20 protein-coding genes are annotated in these 17,544 nt (G+C 59.9%); 5 read left to right on the top strand and 15 right to left on the bottom strand.

Annotation, left to right across the window (positions count from 1 at the left end; all coding sequences use genetic code 11):
• Positions 1-2: 2 nt before the first annotated feature.
• The 15 genes from EBBID32_RS01865 to EBBID32_RS01795 all read right to left on the bottom strand — a co-directional run bounded on the left by EBBID32_RS01865 (position 3) and on the right by EBBID32_RS01795 (position 13,738).
• Positions 3-1,181 carry an LPD7 domain-containing protein gene (locus tag EBBID32_RS01865; protein ID WP_004213228.1) on the bottom strand — a complete coding sequence of 393 codons (1,179 nt, stop codon included), beginning with the start codon at positions 1,179-1,181 and terminating at the stop codon, positions 3-5.
• On the bottom strand, positions 1,171-3,087 hold the full coding sequence (locus EBBID32_RS01860) for a type IV secretory system conjugative DNA transfer family protein (RefSeq protein WP_004213227.1): 1,917 nt from the start codon (positions 3,085-3,087) through the stop codon (positions 1,171-1,173). Before EBBID32_RS01860 ends, EBBID32_RS01865 begins: the two co-directional genes overlap by 11 nt.
• Positions 3,065-4,057: a P-type DNA transfer ATPase VirB11 gene (virB11, locus tag EBBID32_RS01855; RefSeq protein ID WP_004213226.1), complete on the bottom strand. Its 993-nt coding sequence runs from the start codon at positions 4,055-4,057 to the stop codon at positions 3,065-3,067. The genes EBBID32_RS01860 and virB11 overlap by 23 nt, the downstream gene beginning before the upstream one ends.
• Positions 4,054-5,322 carry a type IV secretion system protein VirB10 gene (gene virB10 / locus EBBID32_RS01850; RefSeq protein WP_004213224.1) on the bottom strand — a complete coding sequence of 423 codons (1,269 nt, stop codon included), beginning with the start codon at positions 5,320-5,322 and terminating at the stop codon, positions 4,054-4,056. The genes virB11 and virB10 overlap by 4 nt, the downstream gene beginning before the upstream one ends.
• 1 nt (position 5,323) lies before the next feature.
• Positions 5,324-6,166, bottom strand: a complete 843-nt coding sequence (locus EBBID32_RS01845; RefSeq protein WP_006949660.1) for a TrbG/VirB9 family P-type conjugative transfer protein — start codon at positions 6,164-6,166, stop codon at positions 5,324-5,326.
• Positions 6,163-6,846 carry a virB8 family protein gene (locus EBBID32_RS01840; protein WP_004213217.1) on the bottom strand — a complete coding sequence of 228 codons (684 nt, stop codon included), beginning with the start codon at positions 6,844-6,846 and terminating at the stop codon, positions 6,163-6,165. Before EBBID32_RS01840 ends, EBBID32_RS01845 begins: the two co-directional genes overlap by 4 nt.
• Before the next feature lie 9 nt (positions 6,847-6,855).
• Positions 6,856-7,176 carry a hypothetical protein gene (locus EBBID32_RS01835; RefSeq protein ID WP_004213216.1) on the bottom strand — a complete coding sequence of 107 codons (321 nt, stop codon included), beginning with the start codon at positions 7,174-7,176 and terminating at the stop codon, positions 6,856-6,858.
• Between the two features lie 10 nt (positions 7,177-7,186).
• Positions 7,187-8,203 (bottom strand): type IV secretion system protein, encoded by a 1,017-nt coding sequence (locus tag EBBID32_RS01830; protein ID WP_004213214.1) that lies wholly within the window; start codon positions 8,201-8,203, stop codon positions 7,187-7,189.
• Positions 8,204-8,246: 43 nt separating this feature from the next.
• Entirely contained in the window at positions 8,247-8,552 is a 306-nt protein-coding gene (locus tag EBBID32_RS01825; protein WP_006949657.1) for a hypothetical protein, read from the bottom strand.
• A gap of 2 nt (positions 8,553-8,554) precedes the next feature.
• Positions 8,555-9,268, bottom strand: coding sequence for a type IV secretion system protein (locus EBBID32_RS01820; protein ID WP_006949655.1), 714 nt, complete (start codon positions 9,266-9,268; stop codon positions 8,555-8,557).
• A 13-nt stretch (positions 9,269-9,281) separates the two neighbouring features.
• Complete coding sequence (locus tag EBBID32_RS01815) at positions 9,282-11,666, bottom strand: VirB4 family type IV secretion/conjugal transfer ATPase (protein ID WP_006949654.1); 2,385 nt, start codon at positions 11,664-11,666, stop codon at positions 9,282-9,284.
• Positions 11,653-11,997 (bottom strand): type IV secretion system protein VirB3, encoded by a 345-nt coding sequence (locus tag EBBID32_RS01810; protein ID WP_006949650.1) that lies wholly within the window; start codon positions 11,995-11,997, stop codon positions 11,653-11,655. The genes EBBID32_RS01815 and EBBID32_RS01810 overlap by 14 nt, the downstream gene beginning before the upstream one ends.
• A 6-nt stretch (positions 11,998-12,003) precedes the next feature.
• Positions 12,004-12,345 (bottom strand): TrbC/VirB2 family protein, encoded by a 342-nt coding sequence (locus EBBID32_RS01805; RefSeq protein ID WP_004213202.1) that lies wholly within the window; start codon positions 12,343-12,345, stop codon positions 12,004-12,006.
• A 21-nt stretch (positions 12,346-12,366) separates the two neighbouring features.
• Entirely contained in the window at positions 12,367-13,032 is a 666-nt protein-coding gene (locus tag EBBID32_RS01800) for a lytic transglycosylase domain-containing protein (protein ID WP_004213200.1), read from the bottom strand.
• A gap of 397 nt (positions 13,033-13,429) precedes the next feature.
• Positions 13,430-13,738 (bottom strand): hypothetical protein, encoded by a 309-nt coding sequence (locus EBBID32_RS01795; protein WP_004213195.1) that lies wholly within the window; start codon positions 13,736-13,738, stop codon positions 13,430-13,432.
• A gap of 255 nt (positions 13,739-13,993) precedes the next feature.
• Between EBBID32_RS01795 and EBBID32_RS23930 the strand changes: the two genes are divergently transcribed.
• The 5 genes from EBBID32_RS23930 to EBBID32_RS01770 all read left to right on the top strand — a co-directional run bounded on the left by EBBID32_RS23930 (position 13,994) and on the right by EBBID32_RS01770 (position 17,245).
• Entirely contained in the window at positions 13,994-14,146 is a 153-nt protein-coding gene (locus EBBID32_RS23930) for a hypothetical protein (protein WP_006949649.1), read from the top strand.
• Positions 14,147-14,448: 302 nt separating this feature from the next.
• Positions 14,449-15,231: a hypothetical protein gene (locus EBBID32_RS01785; protein ID WP_006949648.1), complete on the top strand. Its 783-nt coding sequence runs from the start codon at positions 14,449-14,451 to the stop codon at positions 15,229-15,231.
• A 111-nt stretch (positions 15,232-15,342) separates the two neighbouring features.
• Positions 15,343-16,224, top strand: a complete 882-nt coding sequence (locus EBBID32_RS01780) for a DUF7146 domain-containing protein (protein ID WP_006949647.1) — start codon at positions 15,343-15,345, stop codon at positions 16,222-16,224.
• Positions 16,218-16,808, top strand: coding sequence for a thermonuclease family protein (locus tag EBBID32_RS01775; protein WP_006949646.1), 591 nt, complete (start codon positions 16,218-16,220; stop codon positions 16,806-16,808). Before EBBID32_RS01780 ends, EBBID32_RS01775 begins: the two co-directional genes overlap by 7 nt.
• A 116-nt stretch (positions 16,809-16,924) precedes the next feature.
• A complete protein-coding gene (locus EBBID32_RS01770; protein WP_006949645.1) occupies positions 16,925-17,245 on the top strand; it encodes a hypothetical protein in 321 nt (106 codons plus the stop codon).
• Positions 17,246-17,544: the final 299 nt, after the last annotated feature.

Raw genomic sequence — 17,544 nt, 5'->3', positions numbered from 1 at the left:
ACTTAGCGCGAGCGGGACGGCTTCCGCTCCTGCTGGCGAAGCGTCAAATCCTCGCGCGCTATGCGGGTAGCCTCGTTCTGGCGCTGTTGCTCGAAACGGGCCGCAGGAATCGGTCCGCCGTTCTCAATCCGCTTGGCCACCGTTTCCTTCGCGTTCTCGATGTAGCGCGCCTGATCCTCCTTTTTGGGAAAGCGCGTTTTAGCTTCGATTGAGGCCGCCAGGACGTGCGACTGCGCGGCCTTGAATTGCGGATCGGTCGCATTCTCGCGGTGGGAGTTACGGCGGAATTGCTCGGCCGCTGCGCGAGACTCGGTAGGGTCTTGCTTTGCCATGCTCGCTCTTTTCGTAGGGTCTTGAGCTTCGCGCGCCTTGTCACGCGCCGCCAGTCTTTCTCCCTCAAGCTTCAGCTGGGGAGAAGGCTCGAAGTCTTTGACGGCGACACCGGCGCGGGCGGCTTCCAGATAGACCGCCTTCTTGAAATCATCGCTGCCATGAACACGGATCGACTGCCAGCCATTATGCTTCGCAATGGCGACCGCATCGCCAATCGCATGGTCCTTGTTGATCCGAATGCCATCTTGTCCCTTGATCGACATATCGGGCTTTTCATCGCGGCCGCTCCGAAACAGATCGTCGCCTACGCGCAGATATTTGCGTTCGATCTGCGCCGGAAGGGCCAAGGTTGTATCCTCGACCTTCTTGTCTTGGTTCGCCGTCTTCGACGGAGCGTCGGCGCGGGAGGGCGCAGGCTCTGATTTTTCCGCCTTCGACCGTTCGCCCTCAACAATATTCAGCGCCTTGTCGGCCGGGGCCGATGGTGCCGCTTCGCGCTTTACCGTCCGAGGCCAAGCCTCAACATCGGCCAGCGCGGCGCGCTCGCGGGGCTCCAATTCAGCGGCAGGCGCCCCGCGTTTTACGGCGCTATGATAGTCCCTAATAGCAGGGCTTAAGTATTGCCCCACCGGCGTTGAGCCATCGTTCTGCCAGTCCGTGGATGCTAGCCAAGCAGTTTTGCCACCTTTCTGCATCGTCAGCGAATGATCGCCATTGTCCGCCTTGACGTAAGCCTGCATCGCATCGGGAAGAGTAGCGAACGACTGTTTGCTGTTCCCCGGTCCGCCGCGAACTTCGAAAGGGCGTGGCTCAGATGCACCGCGCTGGCTTGTGTCATCATCGGCCATATTCTTCTCCTTCACTTAGAACTAGATCCCGGCGCTGGCCTTCCCACTCCTCTTTTGTCGGGTCGGGACCAATAATGTCGTCGAAGTCGATTTCATCGAAAGCCATGCTGCCGTCCTTCACTGTCAGGTTCGGCATGTCGCGATCGAGGGCGAGAACGTCTTCGGGAATGTCCTGCACCTGGTCATCGGCCAGTGCGGAATAATCGTTGAAAGCCGCCAGCTCTTCATCGCTCAGATCATCGATGGTCGCGATCGGGGCGATCGGCTTGGGCAGCGCCGGCACTTTCGGCGCAGGCGTCAAGCGCGAGCGGAACACGGCATCCTTGAAGTAGCGAATTTTCTTCCCGCGAATGACGGGGATACCGCCCCGGATGACGAGAATATCGTCTTCGGGCAGCTGCATCAGCTCTTGAGGGAGCATCAGTGCGCGCCGCTGTTCGGAGATTGTCTTGCTTCGATTGGCGAGCAATCCATGTATCGTCAGGGACCGGCTTTCCGCATCCTGACCGAGATAACCGAGGCGTTCGGACAGTTCCTTTGCGACCCGCAGTTCCTTGGGCGTGAAGGCAATTTCGACCCCGCAGTTTGATACGATTTCGTCCGCGCCATGCTCCCCATAGACATTTCGCAGCTGGGAGCGTGACTGGATGACGGGAAGCAGACGAAGCCCATAGCCGCGCACATAGGAGAACGCATTTGCAATGACCTGGGCGCGGCCGAGCCGCGCAAATTCGTCCAGAATGAGCAGCACGGACAGCTTTTCGCTATCGTCGGGCAGTTGCCGCGTGTTGAGGTCGATCAGCTGTTGGAAAAACAGATTGTAGAGCGGCGCGACCCTATCGAGTTCATCCGGCGAAACGCCGAGATAGATCGAGGTCGGGATGCGGCGAAGGTCCGTCAGGGAAAAGTCGCTTTCGGCAGTCGCGCGATCGACAATCGGATTGATCCAGAGATTGAGCTTGGAGGTGACGGTCTGGATAATGCCGGTGAATGTGTTGTCAGCGCTGGACGTAAAATCGCTCAACGCAGCGCGGCACCCTTCCGATAGCGCACCATCGCCGGCTTCCTTGGCGAAGAATGCCTTCATCCCTGGCATCGTGATGGTCCGGTAGATCTCGCCAAACGAGAAGGGACGTTCAGGCTTGGCCGCGATCCACGATGCAATGCCGACAAATGCCGTGCGGGCTGATTCCGTCCAGAACGCCTCGCCCTTTTCCGGAGGCACGAAGAGCATCGTGGCGATCTTCTGCAATTCGACCAGAACCTCAATCGGGTCGGACCTGTTGATGTAGCTGAGCGGGTTGTAGCGGGCCGTGCGGCCTTCCCTGTCCGTAGGGTTGAACAGGACAACCTTTTGGCCGCCTTTGCGGCGGAAACCCGCCGTGATTTCGTAGTTCTCACGCTTAATATCGAGCACGACAACCGAATCCGGCCATTGCAACAGATTGGGAATGACGATGCCGACGCCCTTGCCCGATCCGGTAGGGGCTTCGAGCAATACATGCTCCATCTTACCCACCATGAGAAAGCCGTTGCGGAAAAAGCCATTGCGGAAGCGGCCGAGCACAATGCCCTTTTTCGCGCGAAGGCCCGCCTTGCGGATTTCACCTTCGCGCGCGAAACGAGCTTCACCGTGAAGGTTCTTTTTCGGCCGCAGGACGATCGCCATGAGCAACACCGGCAACGGCACGCCTATGACCGCGCCTCGCCAAAGCGCTTCGGTCACGACAGGATCATGCCGGTAATACCAGAAGAAGCCGGGGAGCGTGAGCGGATCATAAGCCGCGGCGGGCATCTTAAGGAAGAACCACGCCACCGTGCCGGTCAGCAGGCCGATCAGCAGGAGCGTGATCGGAAGGAGGACGAGGGCCAGTGCGAGCCTGTTAGAGCCTGTTTTCTGGATCAAAATATATCTCCGTCACGCGAAAGCGGCCTTCGACCTTCTTGGTCTGCACGACCACATCAACCAGCAGCTTGAGCAGGCTGCGAATGTCGTCACGGGCCAGATCGGCGCCGCCCTCGCTTTCCTTGACCAGCAATGTCAGCTGTTCGAACGCGAGTTCGGCCGAGTCCGCATGGATCGTCGTGATCGAGCCGGGATGGCCTGAGTTGACGTTGCGGAGATAGAAGAACGCGGTGCCGTCGCGCAGCTCCTGCAACAGTATCCGGTCAGGCCGCATACGCAGGGCCGATTCCAGAAGATCCTTTGCAGAGATTTTCGCGGTGCCCTGCTTGTCCTTCGCGTAGAGCATGTGGACCACGTTGCGATGCGGAACGACCAATTCGCGCGTGTCTTCGATCGTCAGCAGCCGCTCATGCGGCGGAATGAGCTGGATCAGCCCTTTAGAGAGCGTCGTCTTTCCCGAGCCGGTAGCGCCCGAAATCAGGATATTCTTGCGGCCTTGGACCGCCTTTTGGAAAAATTCGACGTGCTTTCCTGCGTCGAGCAGATCGCGCAATTCAACATCGAGCGGCGAGACTTGCCTAGTTGCGATCTTTGTCTCGCTAAACAGCCCACCGCGCTCGAAGTCCTCCATCGTCAACGTCACCGATGACGGTTTGCGGATGGTGATGGACACGGTGCCGGCAGGGACAGCAGGCGGCACAACCAGCTGCACGCGCTCACCGCTGGGGAGGATTGTGGAGCAGATCGGCGTGGACTGGCTTATGTCCTGATGCGTGAAAGCCGCCGCTGCCCGCGCGAGCGCGAGCAGCGACTTTTCATTGAGGTCAGGCAATGTCTCCCAGGACCATCCATTGCGCGTTTCAATCGCCGCTTCGCCAGCCTTGTTAATCACCAGCTCCGTTACGTCCTCACGCGCAAGAAGAGGACGCAGCGGCAGCAGGGCGTTTTCGAGGACAGCCGTATTGCTCACTGGCCGCGCCTCAGCCGCAGGCCGTAGATGTTGGAGAAATCGAAGTCGCGAGCGACCATAATCCCCACTTCCGCGCCCTGATTGATGCGAAGCACCGGCTGAATCTGCATCGTGTCCCGCAAGATCGTGTCCGACGCTTGGCTGGGAACCCGCGTGACATTATCGGCGTCGGAGACTTCCGAGGCGGCGATCGAGGCGGCATCGTTGAGCGAGCTGAACAACAGCGCGGCCCCGAAGCGTTCCCAAAAGAAGTTCTTCACGCCGCCTGCCATACCTGAACGGCCAAGCGCGTCGCTGGCGGGCGAACCTACGTCGATCGCCACGCCGCGAGGCGTAACCGCGCGGTTCCATACCGCAAAGAGACGATATTTGCCGCGCTGGACGCCGGTTTGATATTCGCCCAAGACGCGCGTTCCCTTTTCCAGCAGGACGACGCGGCCGTTGTCCGAATAAATGTCGCGGGGAATGATGCAGCTGACATATCCGGGCTGACTGGAATCCATCGCCGTTTGCAGCACGCACGGAATGAACGACCCTGCGAGGATCAGCATATCGCGGTTGCCAATGTCGCGGCCTGACACCCGATCAATTTGCGAGGTTTGGCGCATGTTTTCGAGATTTGTCCGGCGCGATCCACCTTGCCCATCACCATCGGCCGACGCACCAATCAACTGCGCGCCCTGTGCTCCTGTGCCGCCGCCCATGGGCAGGCCGGTGGCAGCTGCCACCGCTCCACCGACCCCGCCGCCGTTTTCGCCACCATAAGCCATGATCCCGGCGCGGCGTTGGGCCTCAGCGATGACTTGCCCCTCAGACTTTTGGGGGCGGCCATTCGCGCCGCCCGTGCGGGGCGCTTGGCTTCCATCAAGCGCCGGCACTTCCGTCATGGGCACCGGCGCGTTCGGATCATTTGGCGCATCGGCAAGCGTGGGCGCTATGATCGACTTGGGATCGTAGTTGGCGAGCTGCCTTTCATCCGGCTTTTCCGCTTTCTCGGCCTTTTCGGTTGGATCGCTCCGCATCGCGTCGATTGTGCTGAAACCGAGAACGATCGCGCCGCAGGCAACCGCCGCGAGAACGACCGCCTTTTTGGGGTCGATCGACCTGTTCGGCAGAGCGGCAATCTTCGCCTGGCGCTCGCTTTGCCGCTCAATATCTTCGGGATCGGGCACCGGCTCAGACGCGAGGGGCCGGTTTTCGACCGTCTCGCCCTGCGAGATGATGTTGTCGCCATGCGGCGCGTTGTCATGATCGTTCGCAGCCATTTTATTGAACCCCCGTGGTTCGCTCGACTAGGCCAGAGGCCGTGTCAGTTTTGGGATCGCGCCCGTAATAGTCGGTTTTCTGATTGTGGATGCAGAGCACTTCGAGGCCCCGGCGCAGCCGGATTGTCCTGTAAACCCCGTGCAGCACCACATATTCATCGCGCACATCGAAGGAGGCGATGGCTTCCGATCCATCAGGATTGACGACGAAGAACGCCGGCAATTCACGCTGGTTGGGGAAGCGCATCACGGTGAACTGTCCATTGTCAGACACTTCGGAGGGCTGGATGGTCGTCGATCCTTGCATGATGTAATCGGCGTTGCGTGTGCCTTCCAGCACGCCAATATCGAGCGCGGACTTCACCGCGCCGCGTTCCAAGGCTTTCAGCTGGGCCAGCTGGGCCATTGCGGCTTGCGCCTGCGCCTCGGCCGCTTCCTGTTCAGGATAGCGGAAAACGACCGTATAGAAGCCGCTGCCGCGCTGCGTTGGCGACAGAGCGAAGCGGTAGCTGCGCGGGCCGTAGCGTGAACGGGTTATGACTGTCAGGTTCGTGCGACCCGCGCGCTCGCGCGGTTTGATGAAAAGCGAATTGGCAGCCGGTGCGACTTCCCAAGACACGGTATCGCCCAACGCCACATGCTCGACTACTTCATCCTTGGCGAAGACGATTTCCGTGGCGATGCGGAATACACCCGGAATCTCATAGACTTGCCGATCATTGTAGTTCGCTTCACGAACCCGGTGATCGAGCACCGTCGCATGAGGCGTTTCTTCGGCCATCGCCGGCGACGCAGCTAGCGCGATCGCGAGCGCAAACGGGGCGCTCCACTTCAACACGGTCATTGGGGCACCTCCACGTCAGCGCGATAGCTCTCGACCTGATAGCCAAGCGGATTCTTGAAGCGGTCCACTTCCTTGCTCGGCGTGCCATCGACCTTGTATTTGATGGTCGCGACGGCATCGGTTTTGGTCGAGTTCGAGCCGGTCACAGATTCCTTAGTGAAATAGACCTGCGCGACGTTGCCGCCCAGGAACGACACCCGCTTGATTTCGACAAAAACATCAGTGCGGTTCGCAAGGATGTTTTGCGGACTTTGGGGATTGTCGGTCTTGTAGAAGCGTGACCACCGATCCTGTTCGGGCCGCGCCGACATGACCATGACCGCATCGAAATATTCTTCGCGAGCGGCCGCTATCCAGCCTTCGCGATAGCGGACATAGGTAGCGAGGAAATACTTACGGACCGCCTCGTCATAGGTGATCGTCGCGTCACCGTGGAGCTTGGCGGCGATCGACGCCTCGCCCGTGTTACGGTCCACCGTGATAACATATGGCTCGACCGTTTTTAGAGGCGTCAGGGCTGCAACGGCCACAACGCCAGCAGTCGCCAGGGCGCCAGCAACGCCAGCGACGACCCACGCCAGCTTTTTGGAGCGCTCGGCCGCCGCAAGCTTGTCACGTTCCCAGCTTGCAGCCTCTTCAAAATAGGCTTTCAGCTCGTCCTTTGGAATACCAACTGCCATCGTAACACCTCAGCAATTCGAGTAGATCGGGCCGCGCAGCGAGGCGCTTAGACGCGGCACTTCGACCGCCCGCGATGCGTCCGACTGTTCATTGCCCGGAGTGGAGGGGTCTGCCGGGGCCGCGTCCGGCGTTGCCGGTGCACCCTGATTGAACACGTCCACATTTGCCGGCGCGGTTCGCTGTGCGGCCTGATCCGGGATTGTGGGGAGGGTAAGCCCATGCGGATTTGCAGGCCGCATCGGCCCCTCACATTTGGCTGGCTTTTTGACGGGCTGACCTGCGCAGGCCGCCAGCGCCAGGCAGATTCCGAGTCCAAGCAACTTGCGCATATTCGTTCCCTCAAGCTCTGGTGATTGTGTTTCGGTTGCGCCAACGGCGAACCGCCGACGAGAAGCCCCGCCCCATGCTGGCCCCCATGGCGCGGGCATCGCTGGCCGCGTGCCCTGCGCCCGTTGCAACTGCCCCGCCACCCTTCGTCACCGCGTTGCCGAACTGCGTCACCATTGCAGCCGCGCCGCCGCCAAGTGAGGCAGCTATTCCGGGGATTTGGATGAAGAAAAAGCAGGCGAGAATGTAGAACGCGATGATCCGGATACAGGTGCTCCAGATGTTGTCAAAATCGCCATCGAATGTTGCTGTTGCCGATTCAGCGACATTGGCCACAACGAGCACAAGAAGCATCGCAAATAGCGACAACATCAGAAAGTTGAGGACGCTGCCGAGCCATGAGAAGAAGTAGCTTCTGGTGGAATCAAACAGCAGCGCTGCTACGAAGATCGGCCCGACCACCGCCAGACAGGCGAGCGCAAACAGCGCATAGAGCACGATCACAAAGCCGACAGCCAGTGCGAACAGAGCCGCGATCGCTGTCAAAAGAATGATGATAGTGGCACCGATACACAGCATAATTGCGGCCGCAGCGCCGGGAATATCAGTCAGTGAGGCGTGTTCCTCTGCGTATTTCTCGGTCGCATCCTGCATCGCGAGCAGTGCATCATCGACCCGCGCCCACATCCCATCGAAAGACCCACCAACGCCGTCCGGTGAGCCGCCTACGATCGAGGCAAACTCATGCGGCAGGCCGGTCACGATCATCTGTGCGAGCGATGCTCCATAGAGGTTTGTCACAGCATAATAGAGCGCGGCCAGCATAAGCGAGCGATAGACATATTCGCGGAAGGGGTATTGCACGGCCCCGCGCATAATCGCGTAGCCTAGCAGGATTATGTAAATGATCATGCCAGTGCGGAGCGGTCCAGCGATCCACCCAACAAACCCAGCATAGTTGGACACAACTACCGAATTGAGTTCGTTGGTGAAGCCCTGATAGGCATTCGTAAATAGATCGTATTCCACCAGACCGCTCCGATTAGATATAATTCAAGCTGTTATTACAGCCTTACATTCCAGCTGCCTTCCGTGCTCGCGCACGCTGCTCATCACGTTTCCGCGACCTTTCAATGGAGGCGATTTTGTTCTTTATGCCTCCGCAATTGCGAGCCACTGGCATGGGGAGGTCCGACTGTTTGAGTTCGCTGTTCACGATCTTGTCGCACTCAGCGACGATCACCGGAATCTGATCTTCATGAGTTTTGAGCCAATCAACGTCATGATAGGTCATTAAAATCTCGGGAAATGTGGGCGCGCGTTCGCAGCCGGCGAGCAAGCCGGCTGCGCTGATCGCAAGAAGGACCATTTTCTTCATGGTCAAATTCCAGCTGCCGCCCGCGCTCGCGCACGCTGCTCATCGCGTTTGCGCGACCTGTCCGCAAAAGCTTCGGCCGTGTGCGCCGCGGCCTCCGCTCTGCGCGCTCGCTCCAACGCTTCGACGCGGAGCTGGTCGTTCATCATCGACGCGCTTTCGAGCTGGATGCGCGCTTGAAGGTCAGCAACTTCCTTGGCTGTTGATGCGGTCGCAAGTCGATTGCGCAGCTCTTCCAGACCCTCACCGCGCGATGTGGCCGCTTCGCCCATGCCTTCGGCCATGGCCTTGTCCATCGCGATCGAGCGAGCTGTCTGATAGCGAACGTCAGTCTGATCGCCATTCGCGGATACGCCGAGACGTTCGAGCATGTCCTGATAGATCGCATCAGATCGCCCGCCGTAGCTGCCGCCGCCGCCAAAATCGCCGCGCGCCATGCGTTCGAGCGAGTTCACATCAACGCCCAGGGTGCGAAGTGAATCTGTCTTAAGCTGGTTGGCGATCGAGGAAACATCGGTCAGCTGGTTCAACCCTTGGTAGAGCTGCTGCGCTTCCGCAATCTGCTGGCGACCTTGCTCGATCATCTGCATGGTCTTCTGGATTTGTTCGATATGCTTGAGCACCGACGTGCTATCGAACACAGGGATACCCTGCGCACTGGCTGGCGTCGCGGCCGCAAGGCTCCCGATCGACACAGCCGCCAAGATAAGCTGCTTCATAGTCTCACTCCTTTCAGCTTGGGCGCCGGCGCCGGTGAAATTCCGGCAACCAGAGCTTCGGATCATTGCCCAGTTCGGCAATCACTTCGCGGGCCACGCCCGTTGTTTCAGCGCGGCCCGACAGCACGGCCAGTTCATCGTCCATGCCAATGAGATCCAGGCCGACCACAACGGAGTCATGGCCCTGCTTCACGAGGAATTTGCGGCTTTCCGGCGACAGCTCTTCGCGCACCAGCTTAAATTCCGCCTCCGAGAGCGAGAAGCCTTCGATGTAATCCCGGCGCTGGCCGAACGGATTGGGCAGGAAGATTTTCGTCGCGACCTGCTCCAAGATCGAATGGCTGATCGTGGACCGCAGCGCGTCCGCAGGCGACTGTGTTGCAAAGACGAGGAACGCATTGCGCTTGCGGTATGTCTTGAGGCCATCCTGCGCGAATGCCGTGAACGCCGGATCGGCCAGCGCCTTCCAAAATTCGTCAATCGCAATAACCATGCGCTCGCCTGTCAGGAGCGCGTCTATCCGCTCGAACAGGTAGAGCATGACCGGCGTGCGGATTTCCGCGTTTTCGAGGAAGTCGGTCATATCGAAGCCCACGAAACGGGCTTCGAGAGACATGGAATCTTCCTCATTATCGAAAACCCAGCCAAGGTTCCCCTCGGAGGTCCACTTGACTAGGCGCGCGCCGACGCCGCCCGAGTCCGACATGCCGAGCATGGTCCGCAGCGCCGACAGCGAGCGTTGCTCGCGTGGCAGCTTCATCACGGCTTCGATGCCATCGTCGATCAGGTGCGATTCCTGCACCGTGATCGGCGCCCCCTCTTGCTTCACCAGCTGGCGGATGAAGCGACCGAGGAACGCGCGATGGGAAGCCGTATTGTCGAGCGCCTTGAGCGGAGCGAAGCCCGTAGGTTCCCCGTTGCGCAGCGCGAGATAGGTGCCGCCGCTGGCTCGGACAAAAATTTCCGCGCCTTGATCCTTGTCGATGAAGATATGGCGCGCGTTGAACTTTTCGAGCTGCGCCATCAGGAAGTTGACCAGCACCGTCTTACCGCCGCCCGATGGACCAATGACCATCGAATGGCCCAGGTCTGCCGAATGGAAATTGAAGTAATAGGGGCTGCGAGCGCTTGTCTTGAGCAAGGCGACCGCAGGCCCCCAATGATTGCCGTCCTCGTGCCCTGCAGGGAACGTATGGAAGGGCGAGAACGCCGAGAAATTATATGACGTGATCGGCGCGGGGCGCGCCCTCCACGCGAAGTTGCCGACCAGCTGCGACCAATAGGCAGCTTCCAGCGCCGCGCTTTCGCGGGCGGCGACCATGCCCGTATCGGCCAGCGCCGCGCGCGCGATCGACATGTTATCGCGCAGCTTCTTCAAATCTTCCGCGAACACCGTCAGCGTGAAATGATGGTCCCCCAGCACAAAGCGGTTCGATTGCAAATCGTCGGCCGCGTCGATCAGCTCATCCATCTGGCTGATCGCCTTGTCACCGGCGTTCGCCATTTGGGTCTGGCGAAGCCGAAACCGTTCTGTTGCCGCTGTGCGCGACAGGAACGTGAACGACTGCGTTATGGCGAGGCTGAAATCGACCGAAAGCAGCGATTCAAACTGGCGCGGCGTTGTCGATGACGGATACTCGCGAATGCCGAAAATGCCGCCGAACATCGAATGATCGGCGTCGCGGACCTCAAATGTCTCAGCGCCGATGATGGCGCGGCTCGCATAGAGCGCCGAGCCGAGACGGCCACGGACCAGAGGACAGCGCCGATAGCGCCCGGTCATCACCTGGTTCAATATTTCCAGCGGTTCGGAGAACAGGAGACCCCGGTGCTCATAGATGCCGACACGGCGCGGACGAACGCGCAGCAGTAGCTTTTCCAGATCGCGCACCTTGTCTTCCAGCAGCTCTAGAGCTTCCGCGATATTGGCGTTCTTGTCCTCCTGCTTCTTGCGCAGGAAATCCATCAGCTTGTCGGTCGCGTTTGCTGTTGGGCGGATCACGACCGTCATGAAGAAGCGGTTGCGGAACATGCGTTCGGCCGTCATCCGCTCATAGTATTTTTGATCGAGCTTCGCGGCGAAATGCGAGCGGAACGTGCCGCCTGGATAGTCGCGCACGCGCATCCGCAACATGTGCGTCCAGATCGAAAGCCGCTCGTCATGGATATTGCGCCAGACCCCGTTGAGGCGCGTGTGCCAATCATTCAGATCGCGCACGTCCGAAGTCTCAAAGGGCCGTCCATCCAGTTCGAGCATGAGCATCAGATCGCCGTTATCGAGGGCGACCACATGCTCATTGACATGCCGCGAATACGGCAAGAATTTCTCGGGCATTTCCTCCCGTTTGGCCTTGTCAAAAGGCACCTTCTCCGCGAGCGCGCTCTTACCGAACACCACGACCAAATCCCTTTCGCTTGATTCCGTAGAGCGGCAGCGGCGTGTAGCTCGATCCACCCCAAAAGACGCGGTTCCGGTTCGCCGCTTTGGTCCGGCCCCACAGGAAGATCAGCCGGAATGCGTTCACGTCATGCCGAACGATAAGCCGCGCCATCGCATAAAGCGCGACGGCGGCCGCGCCGCCGTAGAGAGGATTGCCCGAACCAACTAACGTGATTGCGCCCGCCATGATGATGAGCGCGCCCGCTTCAATGGGAACACCCGCCCACAAAGCGGGGCGGGTGACGGCCAAGAACAGCGGGTCTTTTGTCATTTCTTCCTGACCGTCCATCCCCGATCACCCCGTAATCGTGTCGACGATCCAAGGCGCGGAGAACACGATCACCACGCCAACTACGACCGTGACGAGCATCTGCACCGACGCGCGGCCGAGGAACCACAGAAGGCCAACGACGATGATCGCGATGATCGCAAGCGTGCGGAGCAAACCGTTGCTCAGCAGGCCGAGAATGTTGTCGGCCAGGCCTTCAAAGTTTGCCTGCGCAAAAGCCGGCTCCGCTACGAGCAGGCTTGCCAGCAGCGACAGGGGCAGCGCGCGCGCCATGAGCGGCGAGGGCTTGAGACGCGCGAGCAGCGCATCGAGCCGGGATTCAGCCTTGATCTTCCAGATACGAAACATTCGATAACTCCTATCTTCGCCTTACGAACCAATCCGCGCGTGTTGGGCGCGGCCGAAAACATCCCACGCAGGCGGTGCAGGCGGTGGAGCCGCCTCCATGTTCTCCGCTGCGATTTCCGCCAGCTCCACCGGCACACGACCGGCGCCAGTGTCGCTCATGGCGGCGCTGGCGGGCTGATCGCCCACGATGACAGTCGGGATTGCGGTCGCAGGCCGACCGCTGACGCGGCGACCTGCGTTCTCCACGCGGGCGACATAGCCGTTGCGGAAACCTCTCGATTGAGAGCCTGTGTTATACATGCTGAGTGCGACCCGAAGGGCCTCTTGCGGGGTGCGCCCCGTCTTGGCCGAACGGAAATTGGACAGGAGCACCCGGCCTGCCGCTTCGATATTGGAGCACTGCTTGAAAACAGTGTCCCACGTTAGGCCGAGCCATCCCATGTTGCGTGAATTGATTTGGCCGAGGCCGAGATCCACGCTGTAGCCGCGAGCCACATAGGAGCGCGCGGTTGCGATGGCCTCAGCCTCATTACGCGGACGGCGAGGCTGACTGGCCACGCCGTTGACGTTGATCGCAAAAACATAGTTCGAAGATTCCGCATCCACGATCGCGGCGATCGTATGCGGCGCTACCGCTGGGGCGCATTGCGCCGCCAGCGAAAGAACGGCCCCGGTTTCGAGGAACACGTTCCCGCTCCCGGTCAGTTGCGCGGCTGATAGTAGGTCTGTTGCCGCCCGTCAGTCCAAGTGACCGTCAAGCGACCAGGCCTCCCATCATCCGGCTTCTTGTATTTGGTCTTGGCGATGCCCCCGCCCGTGCATGTCGGGAAGCTGCCGCCGAGAGCCAGCACGCGCCACAGTTTCGTTATCGGTGGAACACAGGCTGGATATTGCGTCGGACCACCCGGGTTGGAGATGCACAGCACAACCTCACATGCCCAAGTATTATCCGACGCTACAGCGGGGGTCGATTGCACCGCAGCCCCCACCAAGGCGGTCGCGAGCGCGAAATTAAAAGCTTTCATCGCTTTCTCCCTCGTCATCGAGATTTATGCACATATCACGATGAGGGGGAAAGGGAAGCCTAAAACGCCAATTTGTTGCTGCATTGTTTGTCGGGAACCAATCGGATATGGTCATCCTCATATCCGTAATCGAGCACGACATGCCGCACAGCGCTTGACAGTCGCTTGTAGGTTTTAAGCGTTGGTTGCTCGAATAGGCAGACATTCAGCCACTTATCGCCACGCCACGATACTTTGACATTGATGATCCATTCACTCGACGGCAGTTGCGCAATTTCGACCGCTTGGATCATTCCCCCAGCAGGGCGGCGGGTGGTTAGTTCGCGCTCAAGGATCGGATCATACTGCCAATCGTCGCTATGCGGCATCGTGATTTATTCCCTTTTACCGATTAGGATATGTCTATCCTCGCTTTGACGGCGAGGGCAACCCGGCTTGTCGTCTCTTGCCGCGCAACCACATTACAGCCATTAAGCGTGTCAACACGCTTATTCCGGCACCACACCAACCTCTTGTGTTCTAGACCTATGGCGCGCCCGAAAAGACAGGAAGACCCTCTTCTCCCGGTTCCTTTGCCCCGGCGTCGGCCGAGCCGCGCCAACACGCGAAATCTCGCAGCATCGGTGAAACCCGAGCTGGCGGCCGAGATCAAGAACCTCGCTGAGCGCGAACAAACGTCCGTTGCTGCCCTGGTCGAAGAGGCGACGATCAATCTCTTGAAGGCACGCGGGATCGAATATCCCGACTATCTGCGCCACTACCGCAAATTGGCGTGACGAGCGCGTTATAAGCGTGCGCGCACGCTTATTCTTGCCAACCCCTTAAACTTGAGCCAGTTATGACGCGCTGATTCCGCCTTGGAGTCGGCGATTCATCTGTTGCGTGCGGGGTGGCTCCCCGAGGCGACAGGACAACAAAAAACCCTCGCTTGGCTGAGCGAGGGCTGTTTGTGCCACCGAAGTGAGCGCTTCTAACTTGGCTCTCTTTATCGGTGGTGCTGCGGCGAAAGTCAATCTCGAAAGCGTGCTTTCGGGAGCGATGGTGCTTGGCCTCGCGGGACCGACGAAGGGAGGTCCGCATGACCACTTCCATAGGCGCCGTGCTGCGTAGCACCGGCCTCGCCACGATCGACCGCGCCTTGCTTGCGCGTGCCGAAAAACCGCGCGTCAAAGTCTGGGCCGGCAGCATCGCCGTAGGCCACGAAAAGCGGGCCAAGGCTTACACACCGATCCGCAATGCTCGCCAGATGCGCGAGATGATCGAAGCCGCAAAGCTCTACGAGCGGCAAACGCTCGCGCAGCGGCGGACAACCACACCGCGCATTCGCAACGGAGCTATCGGACAGGCCGGCATCCAGATCATCGAGTTCCTGGCCCGCGTCATCGACTATAGCACTGGCGCGCTGTTCCCCAGTCTTCACACGATCATGGATGGAACCGGCCTCAGCAAGAATTGCGTCGTTCAGGCGCTTTCGCGTCTCAAAGACGCGCGAATTATCGACTGGTTCAGGCGCTACGAGCCGGTTCCCGACCACGAAGCGCAAGGCGCTGGCCCGCGCATCAAGCAGGCCACGAACGCCTATCGCTTCCTCTTCCCCGCCTTCCTCTCGAAAATCTTCGCTGCTCGCCGCCGTCGCGGCGTCGCGGCCGATCCAGCCCCCGCTTGCGAACAATATCGCCAGATCGAGGCGGCGCGCGACATGGAGCGCATGAGGGATCAGCTGCCCCTATGGGAGCTAACCCGCGAAGAGCGGGACAAGCGCGAGCTGGCGGACATTCTCGCCAGCCTGGGCCAAGCGATTGAGGCGAAAGAACGTGAGTCATCCGCAAGTGAAGATAACCGGCGGAGATATTTATATTGAATGGCCCTAGTCGGGCCATGCGCGATATTGGCATGTATCCCGACCGTTTGCCCGCCATCGTGAAATGTGTATAAATCCCAATGTCGGGATACCGTTGACGAAAGAAGTTCGATGCAGATGGACGTCGAAGCACGCGCACGTCAGATCGTAGCGGATATGGGCGGCCACTGGCGCGGCTCATATGGCATGGTTTGCTGTCCAGCCCACAACGACCGCAATCCGTCGCTCCAAGTCACCCCCGGCAAGAAGGCCGTCCTATTCAAATGTTGGGCCGGTTGCAGTCAGGAAGCCGTCTGGTCCGCGCTCAACAGCCGCAAAATCAATCGCCACACGAGCGGTGAAACGGTCGATCGCGCGCCCGAACCCTCGCGCCGGAAGCTCGCCCTCCAACTATGGGATTCCGCCGCGCCGATCGCAGGCACCGCGGCTGAACGCTATCTGCGTTCGCGCGCAATCGACCCGACCGGCCTCAAGCTCCGCTTCGCTCCGCGCTGCATCGTTGGTCCGCCCGACGCCCGCGAAGAGCATCCTGCCCTTCTCGTGCCGTTCGAGGCCGACGAAGGCATAATCGCCGTGCAGCGGATCTTGCTCGATCCAGCAACCGGCGAGAAACGCTACCATGCGGCGCTGCGCGAGGCGAAATTGACGCTCGGCCTGGTCCGACACGCCGCCATGCGGATCGGCGGCCAGCCAACCGGCGATGTTCTGCGCCTCGCGGAAGGCTTCGAGGAAGCCGTTTCCGTCACCCAGCTTAGTGACGGGAAATTCAAGGTGTGGGGCGCTGGCGGCATTCGCCGCTATGGCCTGATCGCGATCCCCGAACGCATCCGCAAAATCGTCATCTACTCGCAACACGGCCAGGAAGCCGCACAGGCCATAGAGGACGCGCGCGACCACCTCACTGCCAACGACCGCGAACTGAAAATCATCCTCCCGCCAGCCCCGGCGCCGATGGACTGGAACGACATTCTTCAGGAGAGAGCCAGGTGCTGATCCGAGGTTTCAAAAAATGGCCGCGAAATCAGCAAATCGCGTTGCCCATTCTCTCTGTTTTCGCGTTCGGCGCGCTGTTCAATCAGATGCAGGCGAGGAATAGCGAGCCGGTTTCAATCCATGTCGAGAACCCGCGCATTATCGACGGCGATACGCTCGAAACGCTCGATAAAAAGCGGGTGCGGTTGTCGGGAATTGATGCGCCGGATGAGGACGGCAAGGGCAATGTGCCCAAGATCGCAGCGCAGCTCTATTTGGAAGAGCTGGTGAAGCAAAATGGCGGCATGGATTGCACGAGCGATTTTCAGGACGAAAAGTTGACGATCGAGCCGATATGCAACACGCGGCGGACGAGCTGGGGCGGGTCTAACCTGTCGTGCCGGTTTCGGTCGAATGGGGCATCTGTTTCGGCAACGATGGTACGCCATGGATATGCCGTTGATTACAGGCAACATTCAGGGCTGGCCTATGCCCGTTTCATGAAAGACGCTGCCGATGAGCGACGAGGCCTTTGGGGTGTCGATTACGAGGCGATGAGGAATCTGGCGATCGAGAGGGGCCAGCTGCCGAACAAGTGCAAATGATCGGAGCCGGGAACCTGCCCTATTCCACCACACGGCTGCGCCGCGCGGCTCCACGGAGCCAGCAAAGCCGTCTCCGCCCATTCGGGTGACGGTCAGGGCTATAAGGGAAGATCAGCATGAATGATGCGACGCGAACGACGATGCAGGCCGCGCCCAGGCACAGTGCATCGCCGCGCATCGAGGCAATCGCGGCATGGCTGATCGCCGCGCTCATTCTCGCAGGCGGCGGGATCGTCGCACGCCTGATTGTCGATTATCCGCAGTTCCTGCCGAACAGCTATATCGGCTTCCTGATCTACCGGGCCGGTCCCGCCGCCACCTTGCTATGGGCCTGCGCCGGCGCGACCATCACCGTCAGTGCAGCGCCGAGGCGTCCCGTTCTCCTGATCGCTCTGGTTGGCTCGATCGCCGCGTGCTTCGCGCTCTCCGGGCTTTGATCTCTAACCCCATGCCTTGCGTTGATAATTCCGGCATTAACCCTGGAACACCACCATCCATTATCCAATCAGGCTCACAGCGTTTTCATGAGCAGGTCCCCTCACGATTATCATAGACGCTTGCGGGCGGTTGATGAGCGCGCCGCAGCTCTCCGCGCTGAATCAGAACGCTGGCAAGCCTTCTGGAATGAAGCTGGCGGAGATCAGATCGATCCTCCCATTGTCGCAAAGCCCCCACGCCGCCGCTGGTTCTCCTTCTTAAAGCGACCGCAATAGTTTGAGCGGCCCAGGGCCGCGCT

This window comes from Sphingobium indicum BiD32, assembly GCF_000382885.1.
GTDB classification, from domain to species: Bacteria; Pseudomonadota; Alphaproteobacteria; order Sphingomonadales; family Sphingomonadaceae; genus Sphingobium; species Sphingobium japonicum_C.
Note: the sequence above shows the minus strand (reverse complement) of the source record. Positions and strands in the feature narration are given on the sequence as shown.

What these genes read in the sequence shown, in the direction of transcription:
- EBBID32_RS01865 (WP_004213228.1), bottom strand. Translation starts at nt 1,181, where the DNA reads ATGGCCGATGATGACACAAGCCAGCGCGGTGCATCTGAGCCACGCCCT.
- virB10 (WP_004213224.1), bottom strand. Translation starts at nt 5,322, where the DNA reads ATGGCTGCGAACGATCATGACAACGCGCCGCATGGCGACAACATCATC.
- EBBID32_RS01845 (WP_006949660.1), bottom strand. Translation starts at nt 6,166, where the DNA reads ATGACCGTGTTGAAGTGGAGCGCCCCGTTTGCGCTCGCGATCGCGCTA.
- EBBID32_RS01840 (WP_004213217.1), bottom strand. Translation starts at nt 6,846, where the DNA reads ATGGCAGTTGGTATTCCAAAGGACGAGCTGAAAGCCTATTTTGAAGAG.
- EBBID32_RS01835 (WP_004213216.1), bottom strand. Translation starts at nt 7,176, where the DNA reads ATGCGCAAGTTGCTTGGACTCGGAATCTGCCTGGCGCTGGCGGCCTGC.
- EBBID32_RS01825 (WP_006949657.1), bottom strand. Translation starts at nt 8,552, where the DNA reads ATGAAGAAAATGGTCCTTCTTGCGATCAGCGCAGCCGGCTTGCTCGCC.
- EBBID32_RS01820 (WP_006949655.1), bottom strand. Translation starts at nt 9,268, where the DNA reads ATGAAGCAGCTTATCTTGGCGGCTGTGTCGATCGGGAGCCTTGCGGCC.
- EBBID32_RS01810 (WP_006949650.1), bottom strand. Translation starts at nt 11,997, where the DNA reads ATGGACGGTCAGGAAGAAATGACAAAAGACCCGCTGTTCTTGGCCGTC.
- EBBID32_RS01805 (WP_004213202.1), bottom strand. Translation starts at nt 12,345, where the DNA reads ATGTTTCGTATCTGGAAGATCAAGGCTGAATCCCGGCTCGATGCGCTG.
- EBBID32_RS01795 (WP_004213195.1), bottom strand. Translation starts at nt 13,738, where the DNA reads ATGCCGCATAGCGACGATTGGCAGTATGATCCGATCCTTGAGCGCGAA.
- EBBID32_RS01785 (WP_006949648.1), top strand. Translation starts at nt 14,449, where the DNA reads ATGACCACTTCCATAGGCGCCGTGCTGCGTAGCACCGGCCTCGCCACG.
- EBBID32_RS01780 (WP_006949647.1), top strand. Translation starts at nt 15,343, where the DNA reads ATGCAGATGGACGTCGAAGCACGCGCACGTCAGATCGTAGCGGATATG.
- EBBID32_RS01770 (WP_006949645.1), top strand. Translation starts at nt 16,925, where the DNA reads ATGAATGATGCGACGCGAACGACGATGCAGGCCGCGCCCAGGCACAGT.